This window comes from Bacillus sp. PK3_68, from assembly GCF_003600835.1.
In the GTDB taxonomy this organism is placed as follows: Bacteria; Bacillota; Bacilli; order Bacillales; family Domibacillaceae; genus Pseudobacillus.
The window spans coordinates 1,246,698-1,263,883 of record NZ_NQYC01000001.1; the positions used below are offsets into that span (position 1 = coordinate 1,246,698).

The window sequence follows — 17,186 nt, forward strand, 5'->3', positions numbered from 1 at the left end:
TCTATTCATTATTTAATTGAGACGATTTTCACTTTCATTTCTCCGCCAGGTGTCTGCACGATGACTTCATCGCCCACTTCTTTGCCAAGCAGACTTTTCGCAATCGGAGAATCGTTTGAAATTTTCCCTTCGAATGGGTCGGCTTCTGCACTACCAACGATTGTATAAGCTTCTTCTTCACCATCCGGCAGCTCAATAAATACAACTGTCTTTCCTAAAGAAACGACGTTGCTGTTATCCTCTTCAATGATTTCCGCATTGCGAATCATTGCCTCAATTGTGCCGATGCGCCCTTCAACAAAGGCTTGCTCCTCCTTCGCTGAATCGTACTCGGAGTTTTCCGATAAATCCCCGAAACTGCGGGCAATTTTAATTCTTTCTACAACCTCCTTGCGCTTAACGGTTTTTAAATATTCTAGTTCTTGTTCTAACTTTTCTTTCCCCTCTTTAGTCATTGGGTATACTTTTTCTGTTGACAAGTCCCTTCCACTCCTTTTCATCTCGCTGCCTTCCTTGGTGAGGAAAACAAGTAAACATGAGCAGGCTGCCTCATTTAGAGCAGCTTTTGCCGCATTCATATATAGGGAAAGCGTTTTCCTCTATATATGAGCGCGCCATAAGCCCGCTCCAATGGTTGAGACAGCCTTTGTTTTTAAAAGATTATGTCTGTTTCATAAAAAGATACTATAAAATGGCTTTTTGTTCAAGAACCGTTTGAATTTTTGTTACCATGAGGTCGATGGCTACATGATTTTGGCCACCTTCCGGGATAATAATATCTGCATAGCGCTTCGTTGGTTCAATGAACTGGTTATGCATCGGCCGGACTATATTTAAGTATTGATCAACGACAGATTCAAACGTACGTCCCCGCTCCTTAATGTCCCGAATCATCCGGCGAATAATGCGCAAATCTGCATCCGTATCAACAAATAACTTAATATCCATTAAATCACGCAGACGCTCATCCTCCAGTACGAGAATGCCTTCAAGTATAATGACATCTTTCGGCTCCATCCGGATCGTTTCAGCCGAACGTGTATGCCGAGCATAATCATACACCGGCTTTTCGACTGCTTTGTATTCCAATAAATTTTCAATATGACTGATGAGTAAATCGTTATCAAAAGCAAGGGGATGATCATAGTTCGTCTTCAGCCGTTCTTCAAATGGCAGATGACTTTGATCTTTATAATAATAGTCTTGCTCAATAACCATAACAGAATGTCCTTTAAAATGCTCGGCAATTGACTTTGTAACGCTCGTTTTGCCGGAACCGGAACCGCCGGCAACACCGATGACAACTGGCTTTTGGTCCATGAAACTTATTCAAGCCCCTTTCGCATCATGTTATTTGGGTACACTGGTTTTGCTGTTTTAAAACGGACAATTTGCAGCGGGTGGCGAGCGGCATCCAACTCATTCCCCTGCTCATCCCATATCACCTCTACCGTTTGTGTGAAACCTTCAATTTCCGGACCAAAGAACTCGACTTCGTCTCCCGGGCGGAAAAAGTTCCGTTGTTGCAGAGTAACGATTCCTGTCTCTTCTTCATAATCAAGAACAAGTCCGGCAAAATCATATGAAGCTTTTTTCCCATGAACACCAAATAACTGCTCTTCTACGCCAGGAGTGCCTTCGAAGAAAGCCGGAGCTGCTGGGCGGTTCGCACATTTTTCAAGTTCATCGAGCCATTCCTGCTTGATTTGAAAATGATCTGGATCGGCACAGTAAGCATCAATTACCTTTCGATAGACACTAACCACTGTCGCAATGTAGTGAATGGATTTCATACGGCCTTCAATTTTTAAGCTGTCTATGCCTAACTCAATGAGCTTTGGAATCGATTCAACAAGCTTTAAATCTTTTGGACTCATCGCAAAAGGCGAATCATCCTCAGAAAATAAAGCCTGTTCGCCGTTATCCTCAAGTGAATAAAGGTCATAGTCCCAACGGCATGACTGACAGCATCCTCCCCGGTTTGAATCACGGGCCGTCATATGATTACTCAGAACACAGCGGCCTGAATAAGCAATACACATTGCACCGTGAATAAATGTTTCAATTTCAATATCAACCTTTTCCTTCATTTCACGCATTTCTTCACTTGTTGTTTCTCGAGCAAGAACAACCCGGTGCAGCCCTTCCTCTTTCCAGTACTGAACTGCACGCCAGTTAGACAAAGATTGCTGTGTGCTCAAGTGGACTTCCACTTTTGGTGCAACACGCCGGCATGTCTCAATAATAAGCGGATCTGCGACGATAATACCGGTGATGCCAGCCTCCTGCAATCCTCGCAAATAGTCTTCGAGCCCGTCTATGTTCTCATTGTGCGCATAAATGTTAGTTGTTACATATATTTTGGCCCCATATTTTCGAGCAAACTCCACGCCTTCTTTCATTTCTTCTAATGTAAAGTTTCCCGCATTTGAACGAAGGCCATACTCTTGACCGCCAATATACACAGCGTCTGCTCCGTAATGAATAGCGATCTTTAATTTCTCAAGTGTGCCTGCTGGCGCCAGCAATTCTGGTTTTTTCACAATAACCCGCTTGCCGTCAACGACGGTTGAAATCTTATCGTTTATAACCGCACTCACGTTTGTTCCTCCTTTTTAATAAACCGTTTCCTTGAAGAAGAAGCCTGTATCTAATGGGCGGTGTTCCGGCTGTAACTCTTCAATTTTCTCGAGTAATTCTTCTTTCACTTCTTCGTACTGCTCAGAATCCTCTACACATAAATCAATAGCCTGGCGATAAAGCCTCGTCACTTCCAGTAAATATTCCGGTGAATGCAGGATCCCATCAATTTTGAAGCTGTCAATCCCCGCTTCTACCATTTCCTCAAGCTCGTCGATCATGCATATATCATTGGGACTCATAATATGGGTACCGTTTTTATCTTCGAAGATCGGATATTTATTTCCGCGCTCTTTATCGTATAAAAGCATGTTTTTCGCTTCTCTGCGATTTTCGATCTCCATCACTTTCCCCTGATACTCAAAATAATGGCCTAAAAGCGGCCGTTTAGATTGAAACATACATGTCATGCCATGTACTTGCACCTCAATGGCAACTTCCGCGTGCTCTTTTATATCAATCATCTCATCCATGCTTAATTCACGGGCAAGAACAGCTCTCACAGCCCCGCGTTTTCCCCAATAGTTACAAGTGAAGTAATTTGTTGCTGTAGTTTCTGTATTCCAATGCAGCGGCATATCAGGTGCTACTTCACGAACAGCCATTAGTACAGCAGGGTCTCCAAAAATAATGGCATCGGCTCCTGCTTCTTTGATAAATGCGATATACTCATCCAGTTCATTAGCTATTTCATTATGAAAAATAGCATTAACTGCCACATAAGCTTTCTTTTCTTTGCTATGAGCCTTCTCAATTGCTTTTTTAATTTCTTCTCTGCCAAACTCTCCCGCAAGGCGCAATCCATAGCGCTGCTCGCCAACAACAAATGCATCAGCTCCTGCCTCTGCAAGAAGCTCAATCGCTTCTATGTTATGCGGAGTAACAAGCAATTCTGGTTTTTTCACGTTATTTCCCACCTCTTTTGCGGCTAACTGCTAAACCATCTCCGACCGGGATGATTGCCGTATCAAAGTCCGGATGATTCATCAGCCACTCATTGTAAGATTGAATTTTCTTTACTAAATTAATCATTCGTTTTGACTCTACCGGGATGCCGGCAACATAGCCTTTGAACAACACATTGTCTGTATATACCGTGCCCTCTGGCACTAAAAAAGCGGAATACCCCTCAAAAAATCGAGTGTACTGTCCTTTAGCAGCATCAATAAAAATCGCATCGTACGGACCCTTTTTTCCTGCCTCTGCGATTAAATCGAGCGCATCACCGAATAACACCTCTATCCGGCTTTTGCAATCTGAACGATGGATATAATCAATAGCCTGCTGATAGCGCGATTCATCCCTTTCAATGGTGATGATCTCTGTCTCTGGAAGGGCTGCAGCCATCCGCAAGGCTGAATAGCCTATAGCCGTTCCTATTTCTAAAATCCGCTTTGGCTGCTGAATACGCATGATTTGCAGCATGGCTTCTATGCCGGCTGGCTCCATAATTGGCACTCCATGTTCCTTAGCAAAAGCTTCCATTTCAATAAATAATGGGGCACGGCTTTTAATCAATGATTCTATATAATGATGAATAATATTGTCCATAATACACCCCTTCTCCAAAAGGCCTGACTGTGCCTTATGTAACTGCGACGATCTCCTGCAACCGAACCTTTCTCCATCCTTATGAGGCAGGCATGGCTATCACAAAAAACTTTCCTGTTCAAATTAAATAATGGGGAAGCCACATTTCCATTGACAAGAAAAAGAAGAAAGCCTGTCAGCTTTCTGCTTGATGGTATTTCATTAACTTGTCTTTCCCAAAAACACTTGAACTATTTTATCACAATAGCATAGGAAAAGCGATCCTTCTGTCTATTGCTTTTGCTGTTCTTGGTAGTTCGTAATGTATTTTTCCTTTAATTTGCTATGCTCTTCTAAAGTTTTAGCATAGTATACATCCCCTGCAGGAGAAGCAAGGAAATAAAGGAAATCCGTATTTTCAGGATTTAAAGCTGCCTCCATAGATGAGACACCGCTATTGCCAATCGGTCCTGGTGTCAATCCTTTTACTTTGTAAGTATTATATGGAGAATTCACTTTTAAATCTTCATACAGAACACGTTTTTTATGTTTGCCGAGTGCATACAGTACTGTTGGGTCTGTTTGTAGCGGCATACCCGCTGCCAGACGATTATAAAATACGCTCGAAATTTTATGGCGGTCCGCTTTTTCCGTAGCCTCTTCCTCGATTAAGGAAGAGAGAGTCAACAATTTATGAGTGCTCATTTTTTTTGCAGCCATAGCTGTCCGATACTGAACAAGCACACTATCTGTTTTTTCGAGCATATCTTCCACTATTTCTTTGACCGGCTTATTCTTATTCCCATAGTGATAAGTAGCGGGATATAAGTAACCTTCAAGCGGATACTTAATGTTTTTAGCAAGTACTTCCTCAGTGAGCAGCTCTGGATACTTTTTCATCATTTCCTGAATAAACACCCGATCATTCATTACTTTCAGCACATCACTTGCCGAATGGCCCGTTTGCTTGCCGATAACAGCAGCAATTTGGGTTAGTTGATAACCTTCTGGAACGGTGATCTTCACTTGACCTTGCCCAATCACTTTTCCTGTTTTTAAGCTTTTGATTAACTCATCCATTGTCATGCTAGGTGTAAAGGAATATTCTCCAGCTTGAAAGTTATCTTCATTTTTGTATTTTACGTAATATTTAAAGACTTCGGCATTTTTAACGATCCCTTTTTGCTCCAGCTTTTCAGCGATCACTGATAGGCTAGATCCAATTGGAATATTAACCTGAACAGGAGTATGATCTGCTTTGTTAACAGGCTCTAATGCGGATTGAATGAAAAAGTATCCGCCCGCTGCCAGTCCGCCAATCAGTAGCAGAAATAAAATAATGGCAAAAAAATAGCTTTTTTTAACCGTCTCTTTTTGCCAGGCGGCTGGATATATGATTGTTTCGACATACACTTACCCCTTTCAACAAATAACGAGCCTTTCTTTGCTTTTTTATTATACTACATCTTTTGAGAAAAGATAGAATTGAAAAAAGACCGGGGCAGCCCCGGTCTTTTTTGATTGCTTGATTATTCCTCTTCTTCCTCATCAAGAAATGTATTCAACATTTCCTCAATTAATTCCCATTCTTCATCAGATTCAATCGGCTGAAGTTCACCATCTTCGCCGTCTTCACCAGGAATAAAGGCAGAAGCATGAATTTCGATCTCTTCGTTGTCATCTTCTTCTGCTCCAACAGGGAAATAAAGCACATAGGACTTTTCAAACTCATCAGAATCGAACGTGAAAAGTACCTCGCATAGCTGTTCATTGCCGTTTTCATCAATAATCGTAATTTGTTTTTCTCCGTGGTCCATTTTCTTCACCTCATTATTTTTGGCTGTCCAAAAATCCTTGTAGAATCATAGTGGCAGCCATCTTATCAATCACTTTTTTGCGTTTTTTCGGCTCACGTCTGCTTCAAGCAAAACTCTTTCCGCTGCCATTGTGGTTAGCCGTTCGTCCCAGAGAACGACTGGCAGCGAAAAGCGCTTCTCTAATTTTTTTGCAAAAGATTGGGAAGCCTCACCGCGTGGACCTATCGTATTGTTCATATTTTTAGGCAGTCCAACGACAAACTTTTCAACTCCATATTCTTTGCATAAGCTCTCAATGCGTCCTAAGCCGAAATCATACTTCTCTTCATTGATACGAATCGTTTCCACGCCTTGCGCGGTCCAGCCCAATTCATCGCTAATGGCAACGCCGATTGTCTTTGAACCGACGTCCAACCCCATAACTCTCATAAAAGTTTATTCCTCTCGCTGCTGTTTTAAATACGTTTTCACAAGTTCTTCGATAATTTCATCACGCTCGAGCTTGCGAATCAAATTGCGCGCATCGTTATGCCTTGGAATATATGCGGGATCGCCGGAAAGCAAATAACCAACAATTTGGTTGATCGGATTATATCCTTTTTCCTGAAGAGCCTTATATACTTTAAAAAGTACCTCTTCCACGTTCTGCTCAAACGGTTCTTCTGGAAAATTAAATTTCATCGTCTGATCAAAAGAGCTCATTAATAGCACCTCGCTTTAGGCTTGAAAGTGAAAACTCCCTCTTGTACAAGTTATTTCCATTGTACAATAAATTTTCATGGAATCAAATGGATTTCATCCACTCTTCCACAAAATTGAGCGCTTCCTCTATTTTTTCAGGATCTTTTCCTCCCGCCTGTGCCATATCCGGGCGTCCGCCTCCGCCTCCGCCACAGCGTGTAGCGACCTCTTTCACAAGTTTGCCGGCGTGATATCCTTTTTCAACCAAATCTTTTGTTACGGCAGCAACGATGTTTACTTTATCTCCAGTAGATGCAGCGAGCACAATAACGCCCGAATCAAGCTTCTGCTTTAATTCATCTGTCATTGAGCGCAAGTTGTTCATATCTGCTGCTTGCACACGGGCAGCGAGGAACTTCACTCCATTGGCTTCTTGTACACGATCAAGGAGACTGCCTGCTTCTATATTGGACAATTTTTGGGAAAGTGATTCATTTTCACGTTGCAATTCTTTTATTTCTGCCTGCAAACTATCCACTTTCGTTAAAATATCTTTCGGATTGGCCTTCAGTTTATTGGCTGCTTCTTTTAGAAGAGCCGTCTGGCTGTTCAAGAATTTGTACGCCGCTTCTCCAGTAACCGCCTCAATCCGGCGTGTGCCGGCCCCGATGCCGCTTTCAGAGACAATTTTGAACAAACCAATGACCGATGTATCCGGCACATGGCAGCCACCGCATAACTCCAAGCTATAATCACCGACGGAAACGACACGGACAATATCTCCATACTTCTCTCCGAACAACGCCATTGCTCCCATTTTCTTCGCTTCATCAATGGACTTGTGGGCAATGCCAACAGGCAGGCTGTTCCAGATTTTTTCATTGACAATTTCTTCAACTTTCTCAAGCTCTTCCGGTGTCACTTGCCCAAAGTGAGAAAAGTCAAAACGAAGGCGTTCAGGCTCAACGAGGGATCCCGCTTGGTTTACATGCGTCCCTAAAACATCCTTTAAGGCTTGGTGTAAAAGATGGGTCGCTGTGTGATTTTTAATAATTTTATTACGGGCAGCAGCATTGACGCGTGCAGTCACTTTTTGGCCAGTTGTCAATGTGCCGCTTTCAATAATAGCGTGTTGAATGTTTTGACCATTTGGTGCTTTTTGCACATCTTGAACAGCAGCGCGTACACCATCCGCTTCAATAATTCCTTTATCAGCTGTTTGTCCGCCGCTTTCCGCATAGAATGGAGTCCGGCTTAACACAAGCTGAACAGCTTCACCCGTTTGTGCTTTCTCTACCATTTCACCGTTGGCAATGATAACTTCCACTGTTGCTTCAGCGGTTAATTCATCGTACCCAGTAAATTCACTTTCCACAGTAATGTCACCAAGCACGCCGCCTTGGACCTGCATGGAACCTACGTCTTGACGGGCTGCCCGGGCACGTTCGCGCTGGTTCTCCATTTCTCTCTCAAAACCTTCATGGTCAACCTTCATGCCTTCTTCTTCAGCGTATTCTTCTGTTAATTCAACAGGGAATCCGTACGTATCGTACAAACGGAACACATCAGCTCCTGCAATGGTGTCTGAACCGTTGTTTTTAGCCGACTGGATAACCGCTGATAGAATAGCCAATCCTTCGTGCAATGTTTCGTGGAAACGCTCTTCCTCATTTTTAATTACACGTTGAATAAATTCTTGCTTATTTTTCACTTCGGGATAGAAATCGTTCATGATTTCACCGACAACCGGAACAAGCTCAAACATGAACGGACGGTTAATGTGGATTTGCTTCGCATAACGGACAGCACGACGGAGCAAACGACGAAGTACGTAACCGCGGCCTTCGTTGGATGGAAGGGCTCCATCTCCTACAGCAAAAGCAACCGTACGAATATGATCAGCAATTACTTTAAATGCCACATCTTTCTCCTCACTTGTACGGTATCTCTCGCCGGAGATAGCTTCTGTTGCTTCAATAATTGGCATAAATAAATCTGTATCAAAGTTTGTCGGCACTTCTTGGATAACAGATGTCATCCGCTCAAGCCCCATCCCAGTATCGATATTTTTCTTTGGAAGTGGCGTATAGGTTCCATCAGGATTGTGGTTAAATTGAGAAAATACTAAGTTCCAAATTTCTAAATAACGCTCATTTTCCCCGCCTGGATAAAGCTCTGGGTCCGTTTCATCATTTCCGTATGACTCGCCACGGTCATAGAAGATTTCCGTATTTGGTCCACTTGGCCCTTCACCTATATCCCAGAAATTCCCTTCCAATCGAATGATTCGCTCTTCTGGCAGCCCTATTTCTTCATGCCAGATAACAAAGGCTTCATCGTCTTCCGGATGAATAGTCACGGACAATTTGTCGGGCTCAAGAGCCATCCATTTTTCATCAGTTAAAAATTCCCAAGCCCAATGAATCGCTTCTTTTTTAAAATACTCTCCAATTGAGAAATTCCCAAGCATTTCAAAGAAAGTATGGTGGCGGGCTGTTTTTCCGACATTTTCAATATCGTTTGTCCGGATGGACTTTTGAGCATTGACGATTCGCGGATTTTCAGGGATCACTCGGCCATCAAAATATTTTTTTAAAGTGGCTACACCGCTGTTGATCCACAACAAACTTGGATCATCATGGGGTACGAGTGGGGCACTCGGCTCCACACGGTGATTTTTCTCCTGAAAGAAATCTAAAAACATCTGACGAATTTGAGCACCAGTCAACGTTTTCATATACAATTCCTCCTGTTAAATAATGAATGGGATCGGTCATTTCAAGGCAACAAAAAAAGCCCCGTTCCCCGGACAGGGACGAAGCTTTTCGCGGTACCACCCTGATTATGAACCAAAGCTTGCCAGTTCATCTCTCAAAGGCCTTAACGCGGCAAACGGCAGGGATTAGCTGCTCTCCGGACTAGCTTTCCGTTACCCTTCACCTGGAGCTTCTTCCAGCCATGGAAACTCCTCTCTGACATGCTCGGCACTTAGGTGGACTATAACATACTCGATCCATCATTGATTTATATTTGTTGAGATATATCGAATTATAAAAAACTCTGAACCTGTTTGTCAATGCGGAGCTTTTTGCAAACGGACCTTCACTCGCCTTTCCGCCATAAAGGCTGCCTTAAAAATGATGAGAACCGGCACAGCAATAATAAGGCCGATAATCCCTCCTGCCTCCCCACCAAGCAACAGGGCCCCGATAATGAATAATGGATGGAGATGGACACTTTTTCCGACGACCCACGGGGACAGCACATTCCCTTCGATAAACTGCAAAAAAAGCACGATAATTGCTGTATAGATAGCCAATCTCCCGGATATAGTTAATGCCACAAAAACAGCTGGAACAGCCCCAATAATTGGCCCAAAATACGGGATGACATTCGTAATTCCGATGATCAAGCCGAGCAAAATAGCATATTTAAGACCTATGAATGTGAAGAGGAGAGCTGCCACAGCCCCGATAACTAAGCAGACCAACAGCTGGCCTCTGATATATCCTCCTAATGATCTGTCCAATTCTTTGATAAACCGCAACGCCCTTGTTCTCCACCTTTTTGGTGTAAAGGTCCAAGCGGCTTTTTTTACCCGATCGATGTCTTTCAATAAATAAAAAGAGATGAAAGGCACAACGGCTAGCAGCAGAAGGAAATTGACCATTTTCATGAGCACATTCATAAATGCTTCCACAAGGCCTGAAAGCCAAAGTTCAAAGCTGACAATGCGATTATGAATCTTTTCTTGTATTCCATCCGGCCAAGTCAATGTTTCTGCTTCAAGAGCAATGATCTGTTCTTCATACATCTTTGACAGCTCAGGAGCACTTTGTGACAATTCTCTAAGCTGATCGATAAATAAAGGTACACCTCGAAATAAGCAAATACCGATGATGCCAAAAAACAAGATATAAATAAGCAAGATTGACATGGTTCTAGACACGCCCCGCTCAGCCATTTTTTCTACAAGCGGATGCAGCAAATAGGCTATAAATCCGCCTAATAAAAAAGGCATAAGACTCACGAGCACTCCCCGCAACAGCGGACTCAACACAGGATTTAACAAATACAAAACATACACCGTCAGCAACATTAGCAGTCCTGCACAAGCTAAATACAGCCACTTCAACTTCAATTTATTTTCCATCGGATCCGACATCCTTTAATAAACCGTTTTATCTAGTTTGCAGCTAGATGCCATTTGTTTATTCATCCAATTAAGAAGATCGATCCATTGCCTCAACAGACTTTCTTTTAAAAAAGCTTGTGAAGGAATTCCTTCACAAGCTTTTTCAGCCCAAATCTATATGATGCCGGCCAGAGCGCTCAGCGGCCAGCCCGTACGCCGGCTTCGGTCTCTCTGACGGAGTCAAAAAACGACTCCTTGTCGAGTCCTCCAGCCGTCTAGCTGGCTAATCGGGTCGCTTCCGCTTTTCTTTGTCTAGCTCCGCCTCTTGGGGCTCGAGGTCATAAGCCAATCTGACTGAGTGGCTAAAAAACGCCCATTCGTCAGATTAGCTTATGCTTGTCGCCCCAGAACAGTCGGCTCTGCTTTTCCAATTACCCCATTCTTCTTTTTTCTTCTTCGAATAGATCGTTGAGAGAGCTTAAGGAACCATCTTCTTCAACTTGATGAACAGAGATCACATTTTTTTCGACGGAGAGCTCAATAAAGCAATTCCAACAATAATACTGTGTTGTGCCAATTTTTCCAATTTCTTTGCTTTGACAGTTTGGGCATGTAATCATGGGCGTCACCTCGCACGTTTTTTGCAAACAGGGTGCCCAGCTTTTCCCACTTTTATACATGCTCAATTATAAAAAGTCGTACGGTGTAATGGTTTTCATCCCGATCATTGGATCAATAGCCATCATAGTTTCTTCCGTTAGCAAGATTGAATCAGCCGCTTCTTCTTCTGCACAGTCATCCGCTAACACCTTTATTAACTTTTCTTTTAACGCTGTTTTACGCATCAGGTCGTCATTGCGCTCGATCCCAATTCGAAATGCCTCTTCCTCCCCGCACAGGATCAAAAATTGCTTGCTGCGAGTGATCGCGGTATAAAGCAAATTGCGACGCAACATGCGGTAGTAACTTTTCACTACCGGCAAAATAACGATCGGAAATTCACTTCCTTGAGATTTATGGATAGAGCAGCAAAAAGCGTGCGTAATTTGATTCAAATCCTGCCTCGTGTAGGTGACTTCATTTCCTTCATAAGAGACGATCACCATATCTTGCTTTTCGGTATTTTCTTTTGCAAAAAAGATCGATACTACTTCTCCGATATCCCCATTGAAAATATTTTGTTCCGGCTGATTAACGAGCTGAAGAACCTTATCACCGATCCGGTAATGAATGTCTCCAAAGTCAATTTGCTTACGGGAACCATCCGGGTTGGGATTGAGGATTTCCTGTAAAATTTCATTGAGCCGATCAATGCCTGCCGGCCCTTTATACATCGGAGCAAGCACTTGGATATCTTTGGCTGTAAAACCTTTCCTAATGGCGCTTTTTACAACTTGCTCTACTGCATCAGGGATTTGCTGAACATGGCAGGGGATAAAAGAACGGTCCTTTTGCTGCTTCGTCAAATTAGACGGCAACAAACCGCTTTTAATTTCATGGGCCATTTCAATGATCGAAGATCCCTCTTCCTGGCGGTAAATATCTGTTAACTTTACAGTTGGAATCACACCGGATGCGAGCAAATCCTTTAATACTTGGCCAGGTCCTACAGAAGGCAGCTGGTCTTCATCCCCTACTAGCACGACTTGCATATCATCCGGCAATGCTTTAAACAATTGATGAGCCAGCCAGATATCCACCATTGATACTTCGTCCACGATCAGCAGCCGCCCTGGAACCTCCCGTCCCTCTTCCCCTTCCATCGTTTCCTGTCCACTGAACCCGAGCAGGCGATGAATGGTTACCGCGGGCAGACCGGTTGACTCAGCCATCCTTTTTGCTGCCCGGCCTGTTGGTGCGGCAAGCTTAATTGGAAACGGTTCATCCTTTCCATACGCTTTAGGATCCAGCGAACAGCCATGCAATTCCGAATAAAGCTCCACAATGCCTTTAATGACCGTCGTCTTTCCCGTGCCTGGACCTCCCGTCAACAGCATAATTGGCGACATCAATGCTGTTTGAATGGCTTCTTTTTGTGATGGTGCATATTGTACGCCTGTTCTTTCCTCCAAATCGCCAAGTGCCAACAGAAATTCTGATTCAGGGAACTGGTCTTCATACTCTGTTTGCTTAAGCAAGCGCTCAATATTTGTAACAAGGCCTTTTTCCGAAAAATATAAAGAGGGCAGAAACACACGGTTATCTTCCCCGACCACTTTTTCCTCTTGCTCCAAAACAATCAGCTGCTTCGCTATCGCCTCAAAGGCGATTTGCTCTTTTCCGCTCTTTTCAAGAAGCGCCTTCACTTCTTTTAACAGCGGTTCTGCTTCCAAATAGCAGTGACCTTCCTGCATGCACTGCTGTTCGACAGTAAACAAAATTCCTGCTTTAATACGGTCGGGATGCTCACCCCCAATACCAATTTGCGCACCAAGCTCGTCTGCCCGACCAAAGCCAATTCCTTCGATATCCTCCACAAGTTGATAGGGATTTTTTTGGATCACTTCAATGGCCTGCTGCTGATAAGCCTGATAAATTTTCATGGAAAGCTGTGGGCCAAAACCATACTGGCTAAGTGCGATCATAATTTGCTCAAGCCCTTGATGTTCAAGAAGCGTTTCATAAAGCGACTGGGCCTTGTCTGCAGGGAGTCGTGGCACCTCTTCAAGCGAAGAAGGGTCATTGAGAATTTTGGAGATCGCTCCCTCTCCCAGCGTTTCTACAATGGTTTCTGCTGTTTTTTTCCCAATTCCTTTAAACAAGTCACTCGATAAATATGTGACAACCCCTTGCTTCGTCTGCGGGATTTCCTTTTGAGCATGCCGCGCATGAAACTGACGGCCAAATTTAGGGTGTTCCTTAAACACGCCATAAAAAGAGTACACTTCATGTTCATGGATTTGTGGAAAGTACCCTGTAACAACCACTTCTTTATCTTCACAGACATCATTCGTTTCAGTGACTCGAATCCGCATAACTGAGTAAAAGTTCTCTTCATTATGGAAAATCGTCACCAGATGCCGCCCTTTTACATATTTTTCTCCATTTGCAAACAAATCCATTGAGCCTTGTTCCATCGGAGGCACTCCTTATATGTCATTAGCTTTTTCTATCATTTTCTTTCCATAGCCAGCCAGCATATGATCTGGCTGAACTTCAAGCGCACGGTTGAACATAGCTAAAGCTCTTTCTGCATCTTTCAAATGTCCCGCATAGGCAACACCAAGATTATAGTAAGCATCCGCATGCCCCGGATCTTCTTCAACCACTTTCTCTAGCTGGCGGATCGCTTCATCATAGGCTTGCACCTTCGCTAAAGAAAGGCCCAGTTGAAAGCGGGCTTCTGTATCAGCTTCATTTAACTCCACTGCACGCTGTAAATATGGAAGGGCAAGGACGGGTTGATCTAGCTGAGCAAACGTCATGCCAAGCATAAAAAAGGCGTCGCTCTCTTCTATTCCTGACTTAACCGCTTGTTCAAATTCACGGCACGCCTCCTCTAGTCTTTCTTGCTCATAATAGAATGTACCGAGTGCATAATGCGCAGCACCTGCTGCTGGCTCTACTTCAATAGCTTTTTTATAAAATCGCTCAGCCCGCTCAAGCTCACCAACTGTCGATAACACATGACCAAAATTAATATATGCCGTCGGATCTTCCGGAGCTTCTTCAATTCGCTCTGAAAATAGCTTTAACGCTTCCTCCACTTTTCCTTGCTGCAAATATTCAATACCTTGTAAGTTCTTGTCCATTGGTCACCTCTATAGTTATATTCATCAAAATTATACCACAGAGCCGCATCGTTCTTAACAGAAGAGATTAGCTTGAAAAAGAAACGAAGACAGCTCAACGAATCAGTCCCTGTCTTCATTTTTAATGAAGGCAAGCGCAGCGCTTGTTTGTCTATCCTTAAACGCTCATTGATAATTTCTCTAGTAAATCGACTTATGACAGGTAATATGAGACAAAGAGCTAAATTATTTATTTTCACTGATTCAGAAGATTACGGCCTAAAATTCTGGATGTATTGAGCAAAAAATAAAACCTTTAAAGCAGAACACCGCTTTAAAGGTTTTATCTTGTCTCTTTACCCGACATATGTCAGTCTTTCTCCATTTTTAAACACTTGGTCAATCGTTGCGCCGCCAAGACACTCTTCTCCATCATAGAAAACAGCGGCTTGTCCCGGCGTAATCGCCCGGACAGGCTCATGAAAGTCCACTTTTACTTTTCCATCTTCAAGTAAATGAACCGTCACTTTGTTGTCCTGCTGGCGATAACGGAATTTTGCCGTGCATTCAAACGACTGCGGCTTTGGCTGATTTGAGACCCAGCTTACTTGATCAGCAATCAATGAATTGGAATACAACAAGTCATTATGAAATCCTTGTTCAACATATAGGATGTTCTTTTCTAGGTCTTTTCCCACTACGAACCAAGGCTCGCCCGATCCGCCAATACCAAGGCCGTGACGCTGTCCGATCGTGTAATACATTAATCCATCATGACGGCCTTTTACTTCTCCGTCCATTGTAGTCATCAATCCTGGCTGTGCCGGCAGATAACCGCTTAGAAATTCCTTGAAATTGCGTTCTCCGATAAAGCAAATGCCCGTACTGTCTTTTTTCGCCGCTGTCGCGAGGCCTGCTTCTGCTGCAATTTCACGCACACGCTTCTTATCGATATCCCCAATTGGGAAAAGCACTTTTTCAAGCTGATCTTGCTGCAGCTGGTTTAAAAAGTATGTTTGATCTTTATTTTCATCCACGCCACGAAGCATTTTCACTTCTTCGCCGCTGTGATCTACCCGTGCGTAGTGGCCTGTTGCCAAATAATCCGCTCCGAGACTCATGGCGTGCTCGAGAAAGGCTTTAAACTTAATTTCTTTGTTGCACATTACATCCGGGTTTGGCGTACGTCCTGCTTTATATTCATCGAGAAAATACGTAAATACCTTTTCCCAATATTGCTTTTCAAAATTAACGGCATAATAAGGAATGCCGATTTGATTGCACACACGTATGACGTCGTCGTAATCCTCTGTTGCTGTGCAGACGCCAGATTCATCTGTGTCATCCCAATTTTTCATAAAAATCCCGATGACATCGTAGCCCTGCTCCTTCAATAAAAGGGCGGCAACCGAAGAATCCACGCCGCCGGACATGCCGACAACCACACGGGTATCTTTCGGTGCTTTCTTCATTTTGTCCACTCTCTTTCTAAGCAGGGATAGTTACTTACTTATTTGTTAGGCGTTCAATAATTGCCGCCAAAGCTTCTCCTGCTTGATCTATTTGTTCTTTCGTATTGGTGATGCCAAAACTGAAACGGATGGAGTTGCGAAGGCATTCAGATTCCTTCCCAAACATTGCCACGAGTACATGCGATGGTTCAATTGACCCCGCTGTACAAGCAGATCCGCTCGAAGCAGCAATTCCAGCAAGATCTAAGTTCACAAGCAACGATTCTACATCTGTTCCAGGAAAACTCAAGTTTATCACGTGAGGCAATGATCGTTCAAGCGATCCGTTCATCGAAAAGTTCACCTGTTTTTCCGACAGCATCCGGGTGAGCTGTTTCTTAAATGACATATAACGCTCTCTTTTTTCTTCCATGGATGCCATTGCCACTTCAATTGCCTTTCCAAAACCAGCAATCGCCGGAACATTCTCTGTTCCCGCTCGGCGCTTTCTCTCCTGCTCGCCGCCAAAGAGGCCAGGGGTGAGTGTGAGCCCTTCTTTTACATAGAGAAATCCGATGCCTTTTGGGCCGTTAATTTTGTGGCCTGATACCGACAGCAGGTCAATATGTTCGGCTTTCACATCAATCGGTACAGCTCCGTATGCCTGCACTGCATCCGTATGAAAAACAGCCTGGTGTTCTTTTAACAGTTCACCAATCTCAGCAATCGGCTGGATCGTTCCTATTTCATTATTTCCATACATGATCGATACTAAAATTGTATCTTCCCGCAGGGCAGCCGCCAGGTCTGACAGACGAACAAGTCCTTCTTCATTGACTGGCAAATAGGTCACTTCATATCCTTCATTTTCAAGATGAGCGCATGTATGAAGAACTGCATGATGCTCTATAGATGATGTAATAATATGACGGCCGCGTTGCTTCATCGCCTGTGCGGTTCCAACGATGGCTAAATTGTCAGCTTCGGTGCCTCCGCTCGTAAAAATGATCTCGTTAAAATTAGCCCCAATGCTTGTTGCCGCCATTGTCCGTGCTTTGTCTACAACCTGCCGTGATGCTCGGCCAAATGAGTGGATGCTTGACGGATTGCCAAAGGTGTCATTCATTTGTTCTACCACTGTTTGTGTTACTTCCGGATGCATGGGAGTCGTTGCCGCATGATCTAAGTATATGCGTTCCAT

The 17,186-nt window shown here is 43.6% G+C and carries 15 protein-coding genes and 1 pseudogene; all 16 read right to left on the bottom strand.

Annotated elements, in window-relative coordinates:
* Positions 1-8 precede the first annotated feature (8 nt).
* The 16 genes and pseudogenes from greA to CJ483_RS06645 all read right to left on the bottom strand — a co-directional run bounded on the left by greA (position 9) and on the right by CJ483_RS06645 (position 17,186).
* Positions 9-479, bottom strand: coding sequence for a transcription elongation factor GreA (greA, locus tag CJ483_RS06570; protein WP_120037833.1), 471 nt, complete (start codon positions 477-479; stop codon positions 9-11).
* A gap of 205 nt (positions 480-684) precedes the next feature.
* Positions 685-1,320, bottom strand: a complete 636-nt coding sequence (gene udk, locus CJ483_RS06575) for a uridine kinase (protein ID WP_120033237.1) — start codon at positions 1,318-1,320, stop codon at positions 685-687.
* Between the two features lie 5 nt (positions 1,321-1,325).
* Positions 1,326-2,588: a peptidase U32 family protein gene (locus CJ483_RS06580; protein ID WP_481747736.1), complete on the bottom strand. Its 1,263-nt coding sequence runs from the start codon at positions 2,586-2,588 to the stop codon at positions 1,326-1,328.
* 27 nt (positions 2,589-2,615) lie between these two features.
* The gene (locus CJ483_RS06585) at positions 2,616-3,545 is read right to left on the bottom strand and encodes a peptidase U32 family protein (protein ID WP_120033243.1); all 930 of its coding nucleotides are present in this window, start codon (positions 3,543-3,545) and stop codon (positions 2,616-2,618) included.
* Between the two features lies 1 nt (position 3,546).
* Positions 3,547-4,191, bottom strand: coding sequence for an O-methyltransferase (locus CJ483_RS06590; protein ID WP_120033246.1), 645 nt, complete (start codon positions 4,189-4,191; stop codon positions 3,547-3,549).
* Between the two features lie 270 nt (positions 4,192-4,461).
* On the bottom strand, positions 4,462-5,583 hold the full coding sequence (mltG, locus tag CJ483_RS06595) for an endolytic transglycosylase MltG (RefSeq protein WP_120033249.1): 1,122 nt from the start codon (positions 5,581-5,583) through the stop codon (positions 4,462-4,464).
* Between the two features lie 116 nt (positions 5,584-5,699).
* Positions 5,700-5,996 carry a DUF1292 domain-containing protein gene (locus CJ483_RS06600; RefSeq protein WP_259455581.1) on the bottom strand — a complete coding sequence of 99 codons (297 nt, stop codon included), beginning with the start codon at positions 5,994-5,996 and terminating at the stop codon, positions 5,700-5,702.
* A 4-nt stretch (positions 5,997-6,000) separates the two neighbouring features.
* Positions 6,001-6,416: pseudogene (gene ruvX, locus CJ483_RS06605) on the bottom strand (Holliday junction resolvase RuvX).
* 6 nt (positions 6,417-6,422) lie between these two features.
* A complete protein-coding gene (locus CJ483_RS06610; RefSeq protein ID WP_041097404.1) occupies positions 6,423-6,689 on the bottom strand; it encodes an IreB family regulatory phosphoprotein in 267 nt (88 codons plus the stop codon).
* 82 nt (positions 6,690-6,771) lie between these two features.
* Entirely contained in the window at positions 6,772-9,405 is a 2,634-nt protein-coding gene (gene alaS / locus CJ483_RS06615) for an alanine--tRNA ligase (protein ID WP_120033252.1), read from the bottom strand.
* A 336-nt stretch (positions 9,406-9,741) separates the two neighbouring features.
* Entirely contained in the window at positions 9,742-10,821 is a 1,080-nt protein-coding gene (locus tag CJ483_RS06620) for an AI-2E family transporter (RefSeq protein ID WP_120033255.1), read from the bottom strand.
* Positions 10,822-11,234: 413 nt separating this feature from the next.
* Positions 11,235-11,423, bottom strand: a complete 189-nt coding sequence (locus tag CJ483_RS06625; RefSeq protein WP_120033258.1) for a hypothetical protein — start codon at positions 11,421-11,423, stop codon at positions 11,235-11,237.
* A 66-nt stretch (positions 11,424-11,489) separates the two neighbouring features.
* On the bottom strand, positions 11,490-13,880 hold the full coding sequence (recD2, locus tag CJ483_RS06630; protein WP_120033261.1) for an SF1B family DNA helicase RecD2: 2,391 nt from the start codon (positions 13,878-13,880) through the stop codon (positions 11,490-11,492).
* A 12-nt stretch (positions 13,881-13,892) separates the two neighbouring features.
* Positions 13,893-14,555, bottom strand: coding sequence for a tetratricopeptide repeat protein (locus CJ483_RS06635; protein ID WP_120033264.1), 663 nt, complete (start codon positions 14,553-14,555; stop codon positions 13,893-13,895).
* A gap of 335 nt (positions 14,556-14,890) precedes the next feature.
* Positions 14,891-16,006, bottom strand: coding sequence for a tRNA 2-thiouridine(34) synthase MnmA (gene mnmA / locus CJ483_RS06640; RefSeq protein ID WP_120033268.1), 1,116 nt, complete (start codon positions 16,004-16,006; stop codon positions 14,891-14,893).
* A gap of 34 nt (positions 16,007-16,040) precedes the next feature.
* Entirely contained in the window at positions 16,041-17,186 is a 1,146-nt protein-coding gene (locus CJ483_RS06645; RefSeq protein ID WP_120033271.1) for a cysteine desulfurase family protein, read from the bottom strand.

Excerpts from the sequence above, each read along its gene's own strand:
- udk (WP_120033237.1), bottom strand. The coding sequence starts at position 1,320 with ATGGACCAAAAGCCAGTTGTCATCGGTGTTGCCGGCGGTTCCGGTTCC.
- CJ483_RS06590 (WP_120033246.1), bottom strand. The coding sequence starts at position 4,191 with ATGGACAATATTATTCATCATTATATAGAATCATTGATTAAAAGCCGT.
- CJ483_RS06610 (WP_041097404.1), bottom strand. The coding sequence starts at position 6,689 with ATGAGCTCTTTTGATCAGACGATGAAATTTAATTTTCCAGAAGAACCG.
- alaS (WP_120033252.1), bottom strand. The coding sequence starts at position 9,405 with ATGAAAACGTTGACTGGTGCTCAAATTCGTCAGATGTTTTTAGATTTC.
- CJ483_RS06620 (WP_120033255.1), bottom strand. The coding sequence starts at position 10,821 with ATGGAAAATAAATTGAAGTTGAAGTGGCTGTATTTAGCTTGTGCAGGA.
- CJ483_RS06625 (WP_120033258.1), bottom strand. The coding sequence starts at position 11,423 with ATGATTACATGCCCAAACTGTCAAAGCAAAGAAATTGGAAAAATTGGC.
- recD2 (WP_120033261.1), bottom strand. The coding sequence starts at position 13,880 with ATGGAACAAGGCTCAATGGATTTGTTTGCAAATGGAGAAAAATATGTA.
- CJ483_RS06635 (WP_120033264.1), bottom strand. The coding sequence starts at position 14,555 with ATGGACAAGAACTTACAAGGTATTGAATATTTGCAGCAAGGAAAAGTG.
- mnmA (WP_120033268.1), bottom strand. The coding sequence starts at position 16,006 with ATGAAGAAAGCACCGAAAGATACCCGTGTGGTTGTCGGCATGTCCGGC.
- CJ483_RS06645 (WP_120033271.1), bottom strand. The coding sequence starts at position 17,186 with ATGGAACGCATATACTTAGATCATGCGGCAACGACTCCCATGCATCCG.